The organism is Sphingobium sp. C100, assembly GCF_000508185.1.
Classification (GTDB): Bacteria; Pseudomonadota; Alphaproteobacteria; order Sphingomonadales; family Sphingomonadaceae; genus Sphingobium.
This window is the reverse complement of sequence record NZ_AYOY01000091.1, coordinates 1-1873: the sequence shown is the minus strand read 5'-3', so window position 1 is coordinate 1873 and position 1873 is coordinate 1. Positions and strand designations below refer to the sequence as shown.

Genomic DNA, 1873 nt, shown 5'->3' with positions numbered 1-1873 from the left:
CAAAACATGTCTCTAGCGAGACAGGATTGTTCTTTGAAAACTAGATAACAATAAGTAATACATTCACATTGAATGCAATGCAAAGTTCATCACACATAGTGATTCTTTCTAAAGTAAGAAATGGTTAAGTTAGAAAGGGCGCACGGTGGATGCCTTGGCACTAGGAGCCGATGAAGGACGGGACGAACACCGATATGCTTCGGGGAGCTGTAAGCAAGCTTTGATCCGGAGATTTCCGAATGGGGAAACCCACTGCTCGTAATGGAGTAGTATCCATACTTGAATACATAGAGTATGAGAAGGCATACCCGGGGAACTGAAACATCTAAGTACCCGGAGGAAGAGAAAGCAAATGCGATTCCCTGAGTAGCGGCGAGCGAAACGGGAACAGCCCAAACCAAGAGGCTTGCCTCTTGGGGTTGTAGGACACTCTATACGGAGTTACAAAGGAATGATATAAGCGAAGAGGTCTGGAAAGGCCCGCCAAAGAAGGTAACAGCCCTGTAACTGAAATGTTGTTCTCTCCAGAGTGGATCCTGAGTACGGCGGAACACGTGAAATTCCGTCGGAATCCGGGAGGACCATCTCCCAAGGCTAAATACTCCCTAGTGACCGATAGTGAACCAGTACCGTGAGGGAAAGGTGAAAAGCACCCCGGAAGGGGAGTGAAATAGATCCTGAAACCGTGTGCCTACAAGTAGTCAGAGCCCGTTAACGGGTGATGGCGTGCCTTTTGTAGAATGAACCGGCGAGTTACGATCCCGTGCAAGGTTAAGCAGAAGATGCGGAGCCGCAGCGAAAGCGAGTCTGAATAGGGCGCATGAGTACGTGGTCGTAGACCCGAAACCAGGTGATCTACCCATGTCCAGGGTGAAGTTCAGGTAACACTGAATGGAGGCCCGAACCCACGCACGTTGAAAAGTGCGGGGATGAGGTGTGGGTAGGGGTGAAATGCCAATCGAACCTGGAGATAGCTGGTTCTCTCCGAAATAGCTTTAGGGCTAGCCTCAAGGTAAGAGTCTCGGAGGTAGAGCACTGATTGGACTAGGGGCCCCTACCGGGTTACCGAATTCAGTCAAACTCCGAATGCCGATGACTTATCCTTGGGAGTCAGACTGCGAGTGATAAGATCCGTAGTCGAAAGGGAAACAGCCCAGACCGCCAGCTAAGGTCCCAAAGTATACGTTAAGTGGAAAAGGATGTGGAGTTGCTTAGACAACCAGGATGTTGGCTTAGAAGCAGCCACCATTTAAAGAGTGCGTAATAGCTCACTGGTCGAGTGACTCTGCGCCGAAAATGTACCGGGGCTAAACGTATCACCGAAGCTGCGGACTGTTCTTACGAACAGTGGTAGGAGAGCGTTCTAAGGGCTGTGAAGCCAGACCGGAAGGACTGGTGGAGCGCTTAGAAGTGAGAATGCCGGTATGAGTAGCGAAAGACGGGTGAGAATCCCGTCCACCGAATGCCTAAGGTTTCCTGAGGAAGGCTCGTCCGCTCAGGGTTAGTCGGGACCTAAGCCGAGGCCGAAAGGCGTAGGCGATGGACAACAGGTTGATATTCCTGTACCACCTCCTCACCATTTGAGCAATGGGGGGACGCAGGAGGATAGGGTAAGCGCGGTATTGGATATCCGCGTCCAAGCAGTTAGGCTGGGAAATAGGCAAATCCGTTTCCCGTAAAGGCTGAGCTGTGATGGCGAGCGAAATTTAGTAGCGAAGTTCCTGATTCCACACTGCCAAGAAAAGCCTCTAGCGAGGTGAGAGGTGCCCGTACCGCAAACCGACACAGGTAGGCGAGGAGAGAATCCTAAGGTGATCGAGAGAACTCTCGTTAAGGAACTCGGCAAAATGGCCCCGTAACTTCGGGAGAAGGG

At 51.2% G+C, this 1873-nt stretch carries 1 rRNA gene; it reads left to right on the top strand.

Features of this window, described 5'->3' with window-relative positions:
* Positions 1 to 122: 122 nt before the first annotated feature.
* Positions 123 to 1873, top strand: a 23S ribosomal RNA gene (locus tag C100_RS31890); the annotation flags it as partial.